The sequence below is a fragment of the Candidatus Obscuribacterales bacterium genome, assembly GCA_036703605.1.
GTDB lineage: Bacteria > Cyanobacteriota > Cyanobacteriia > RECH01 > RECH01 > RECH01.
Window position 1 is genome coordinate 1 of the sequence record DATNRH010000211.1, and the last position, 4,411, is coordinate 4,411.

General features: G+C 50.6%; 4 protein-coding genes. All 4 read right to left on the reverse strand.

Annotated features, from left to right (window positions below; translation table 11 throughout):
• Window positions 1-264 precede the first annotated feature (264 nt).
• Window positions 265-1,017 carry a phycobilisome rod-core linker polypeptide gene (locus tag V6D20_04490; GenBank protein ID HEY9815051.1) on the reverse strand — a complete coding sequence of 251 codons (753 nt, stop codon included), beginning with the start codon at window positions 1,015-1,017 and terminating at the stop codon, window positions 265-267.
• Window positions 1,018-1,427: 410 nt separating this feature from the next.
• Window positions 1,428-2,123 carry a response regulator transcription factor gene (locus V6D20_04495; GenBank protein HEY9815052.1) on the reverse strand — a complete coding sequence of 232 codons (696 nt, stop codon included), beginning with the start codon at window positions 2,121-2,123 and terminating at the stop codon, window positions 1,428-1,430.
• Between the two features lie 89 nt (window positions 2,124-2,212).
• Window positions 2,213-2,974: a peptidylprolyl isomerase gene (locus tag V6D20_04500; GenBank protein ID HEY9815053.1), complete on the reverse strand. Its 762-nt coding sequence runs from the start codon at window positions 2,972-2,974 to the stop codon at window positions 2,213-2,215.
• Window positions 2,975-3,055: 81 nt separating this feature from the next.
• On the reverse strand, window positions 3,056-3,628 hold the full coding sequence (locus V6D20_04505; protein HEY9815054.1) for a photosystem I assembly protein Ycf4: 573 nt from the start codon (window positions 3,626-3,628) through the stop codon (window positions 3,056-3,058).
• Between the last annotated feature and the right edge of the window lie 783 nt (window positions 3,629-4,411).

A 4,411-nucleotide genomic window follows, 5' to 3' on the forward strand; every position in this document is an offset into this window, starting at 1 on the left:
GAAACTTCATACCCGGCCACGCGCTGATTTTGGCTGACGGGCGAGTAATTTAGCAGAGGAAGAGCCACGCTAGAACCTCCAATTAGGTTTTACGATTTTTCACAAAGTTTATCCTTGATCATACGGGAGGTCCGTCTCACCCCTTCGGGAAATCTGAAAAATCCTTACAGAGCTTAACAATGCGATCGGCAACCCTAGACTGGATGGCGTCTGGCGGTGGGGCGATCGCATCTCCCGCATTCAATTCATACTACAGAACCTGCGTTACAGGTGGATCACACCGAACCAGGAAAGTACCGTGGCGATCGCTAGAAGTCCTACAAAGCTGCTACCAAAGACAGCGATCGCTGCCCCAGCGACACGGGCAGATCGGGCATAGGGCGGTTGTTGCCAGCTCCATCGGTAGCCGGGTGTTCCTGTGGCGCTGAACTGGTGACCTAGGTCTTCTAGCTTTTGGCGATAATCGGCACCATAGCGAGGCATTCGGGCAAAAGGATGCTCGCCCTGCGATCGCTGGGGTAAAATGCGCCGCCGCTGGTAGGGCACCGTATGATCGCCAAAACTGCTGAGGTATTCGTCACTTTCTAAAAGAGCATCTACGAAGCCATGGAGTCCTTGAGTTGCTAACACAATGGACCAGGCTAATGTCTCGCGATCGCTGTAAATGTCGCGTCCTAGTAAGCGCTGAACGCAAAGTTGTACAACTCGATAGTTACTATTGGGTTCGTAGTTGTGAACTCGAAAATTTTCAGACACCACCAGTCCGCGGATAAAGTCTCTCACGGTGATGTTTCCTGACTTTAGCTGAGATTCTAAGCCCAGTTGGCGATTTTTCTGCAGCATTTGCTGTTCATGAAAGATCTGACGATAGGCTGCCTGGATCAGATCATCCATTTCGGATGGTGATAGCGCATTTTCGGTTGTAAAATAGCGCGGCTGTTCGTCTCCAGGTACTTCATAGCCAATCACCCGCTGGTTTTGGGAGCTTGGGGCATAGTTAAGCAACGGAAGATTCATCGTTAAAATCCTCTGATAACGACGTATAAATTATAGAAAAAAAGCTATCACTCAACTTTTGCCAAGATTGCAGTTCAGGGTGTCTATCAGTATTAAAGAATGAACTCTATAGATCAGGTTTTATAGACACGAAAAACACGCCCTAGATCATCAAACTTCTTGATCTTTCTAGGGTAGTTTCAGACAGAATGAACACGTCTAATCTTGACTGTCAAAAATAGTTAAGCTGAGCTAGTAGGAATCAGCCTACGGGATTTACATACACAAGTCTATTTTTGTTGAATTAAGGCAACAATTAGAAATTTTTGTTTATTAAAATTCTCATATTTAAAACTACAAAAGCCCCGATGCTTATCATCATCAGGGCTCTATAGAGGTGTTCCGAGGTGTTAACGGGCACCTGAGAGATGCTACTTAGCTAGGCCATGCTCTAGGGCGTAACGTACCAGTTCTGTGCGGCTATTGGTGCCGGTTTTGCTAAACAACCGGCTCACATATTTCTCTACGTTGCGCACGCTGGTTTCTAGGCGACGAGCAATTTCTTTGTTCATCAAGCCTTCTGCCACCAGCTCTAAGACGCTTTGTTCCCGAGGCGTGAAATCTAGCTTAATAGGGGCTGGGGTTTGGGGAATGGCTCCCCGCTGGGTTAAGAGAGCTTTGATTTCGGCAATTTGTCGAGCCATGTCGGCAATGTCAGGCATGTCGCCTTCTGCCGTGGTGTTGGTTGTTGTCCGACGGGTGAGCAAGTTCTCAACGATCGCCACGAGTTCATCAGGATCAAAGGGTTTAGGCAAATAGGCATCACAGCCGGCCTGGTAGCCCTGGATGCGATCGCTGGTCATACCCCGGGCGGTGAGGAAGACTACCGGCAGGGTCTGAAAGCGTGGATCCTCCCGCAATTGTTTAAGAAACTGATAGCCATCCACCTGGGGCATCATCACGTCGGTGATAATCAAATCAGGGGATAGATGTTGCAGCATGGCCCAGCCGTCGCTGGCGTTGCTGGCTGTATGGACGGTGAATCCACTGTCTTCTAAATAGGCCTGCACGGCTTCTCGCAGACCCGGTTCATCATCGACTAACAGCAATTGTTGATGGTCACCCACGCCAGATGTCTCCCCAGTTAATTCAGTATGGTTACGTGGACTTGGCTGCCTTAGCGGGAGATGGACTCCTTGGCTAGAGACCGCTGGTGCTACTCAGCAGCAACGATCAGGTTTTCAGCTCCGGAAATAATCTCGGCAGATTCAATGCGATCGCCCTGTTGAATTTGATCGACGACCTCCATACCCTCCGTGACGTAGCCAAAGACGGCGTAGCTACCATCCAGGAAGTTGACATCGGCCAAGGCAATGTAAAACTGAGCAGAGGCAGAATCAGCAAACTGCGATCGCGCCATGGCGACAGCACCTCGGCGGTGGGGCAAGGTGGGTTCAACGGTCACGCCGGCTTCAGGAAAGGTGCGGCTATAAAGCGGCTCATCGGCGTTGCTAGGCTGAATTTCCAGGGGAATGTAGCGGGCTTGCCCACTTTGAGGATCTACAAAGCTACCGGTGCCGAAGGTGGCTGGGTTGGCATTGGGATCTCGGCTTTGGGGATCGCCTCCTTGCACCACAAAGGGCTCAGGCTCACGCACCACTCGGTGGAATACCGTATTGTCATAAACGCCTCGCTGGACAAGATCCACGAAGTTGCCCGCGGTCACTGGGGCATGGACGCCATCCACTTGAATCACGATCGACTCGCCATTCACCCGCAGTACTACGGTAGCTTCCCCGTTCAGTTGGGGAAGGCTGGCAAAGGCATCCGAGGGAGCTGGGGTATCCACGATCGCTTCCTCAGCCGCTGGAGGCGTTGATTCTGAGGGGGCCGCCCCTGTAACATCGCCATCGCTTGAACTACAGCTGGTGATCAGCACTAGGCAAGCGATCGCTAGGGTCAACACATACTTACGCATTCTTCAATCGTCCTTCAGTCTTGACTTGGAGCAATATCCATCGTTGGAGAGCGATGGTGAGCATCGTCTGCCGATACTCTTTTATAGTCCTTCTAGAGGGACACCGAGAAACCGGGCTAACTCAGCTCCTTGGTTTTCTAAGTCACTCAAGGGTAGCGGTTGCCCTACTCGGGTTAAGGGTGTTTCGCCCTTGCCTTTAACGGCTAAATAGATGGCTCGTTTAGGGCTGAGTCCATCGCGAATATCGACGCGAATAGACTGGATATCCTCTAGGGGATAGGTGATTTCAATCCGACGGTTTTTGCCTGGAAAGCCATTGCGAAAAATCGTCACCTGGTTAGTTTCGCGGTTAAATTCGTTGTAACCACCCCCGACATCCAGCAAAATGACACCCCACAGGTAGCTTGACAGTAAGAGTGCTGCGACGCCATAAAACCCCATAGCAATCCCCTGGGGTACGAAAATTAGCTCTGTGGGATTGGAAAAGGGAATGAAATTGATTTTGAAATAGCTGGAAAGGCTGGCCAAGAAAAAGCCAACGCCTCCAATCAAAACCACCGTAGCCCACCAGTAGTTACTAAAGCGGCGGGATCCTAAAACCGATTGGCGTAAAATGCGATCGCGTTGAGGTTTCGATGCAACAGGCGCAGTCATAATCAATTCTCATCTAAATCATCGATAACAGTCTTGGGTTGCTGGCTCAACCCTGAGAGTCTAAAGCCAGAGGCGTGAAAACCCTACCCGTTGCCAACCCTATCTTCCCGTTTTACACCTAGAACTCAAAGCAGACTCTACAACCCTAGAGCTGTTGTCCAGATGAGGAGTCTCTAGCTAAGTTCCCTTGGGCAGTACAGCCGCTAGTCAACCTAGAGAAGATAGGAACAATGGACGGCCCTGTTACTAGTCTACGGGAATTAGAGGGCTTCCGATGTCCTGCGATCGCTCCCGGTTGATTTGGCATGCTGCGGCTCCAACTGCCGATCCGGCCTCATCTTGTTGTAGGGCATGATCGGTGATGTGAGATGATTCAATAGAGAGATCGGCATTCTGGGCTTTACGTATCGGATTGTAAAAATTGTGAGATCTCCCTATCATATAAAAACGTTAAGTTCTGCCCTTAGGTCAGCTAAGTCCGAATGTCTCATTGCAGGGATCCGTTTGATGGGTCAGGCAAGACCACGCTCTCGTTCCGAGAGATGAACTACATTCCTAGCCTTGCAGTTCGGGTACGGGCTGATGTCGAGGGTTTTGGCGCAATATTAACGAGGATATGAAATGACCATAGCAATGGGACGTGCGCAAGCCCAGCGAGGATGGTTCGACGTCCTTGACGACTGGCTGAAGCGCGATAGATTTGTCTTCATCGGATGGTCTGGTTTGCTGCTATTCCCCTGCGCCTACATGGCGGTGGGCGGCTGGCTAACCGGCACCACCTTT

Bases quoted from the DNA above. Each gene is read 5' to 3' on its own strand.
- V6D20_04490 (HEY9815051.1), bottom strand. From the start codon at position 1,017: ATGAATCTTCCGTTGCTTAACTATGCCCCAAGCTCCCAAAACCAGCGG.
- V6D20_04500 (HEY9815053.1), bottom strand. From the start codon at position 2,974: ATGCGTAAGTATGTGTTGACCCTAGCGATCGCTTGCCTAGTGCTGATC.
- V6D20_04505 (HEY9815054.1), bottom strand. From the start codon at position 3,628: ATGACTGCGCCTGTTGCATCGAAACCTCAACGCGATCGCATTTTACGC.